The organism is Bacillus sp. SIMBA_008 (genome assembly GCF_046535495.1).
Taxonomy (GTDB): domain Bacteria; phylum Bacillota; class Bacilli; order Bacillales; family Bacillaceae; genus Bacillus; species Bacillus subtilis.
In genome coordinates, this window is sequence record NZ_JAWRWL010000221.1 from 1 (window position 1) to 312 (window position 312).

Genomic DNA, 312 nt, shown 5'->3' on the forward strand with positions numbered 1-312 from the left:
GAATAGAATGACATTGTTTAAACAAACAAAATATCTTTTTTATTATGGCTTATACAGCCCGAAACAAATAAAAGATCAATCTTATAAAGAAAAAATCATTACACAGCTTCAATATCATTTTTATCGACTAAAGCTTGAGGAATTAAAAAGTGAAATTAAAAGAATTGAAGACATTCTGGAAATGAAAAACTTCAATGATTTAACGGAAAGAATTCAATTAATCTCAAAACAACTTTTTAAAAGTTATTTGAATAAAAAGGGGGATTTCAACAGAAAAACCCATTATACTCAGGAAAATTTCAAAAAGTCTAG

At 25.6% G+C, this 312-nt stretch carries 1 pseudogene; it reads left to right on the forward strand.

The window, feature by feature from the left end:
- A pseudogene (locus SB658_RS22915) lies at positions 1 to 312 on the forward strand (AAA domain-containing protein); the annotation flags it as partial.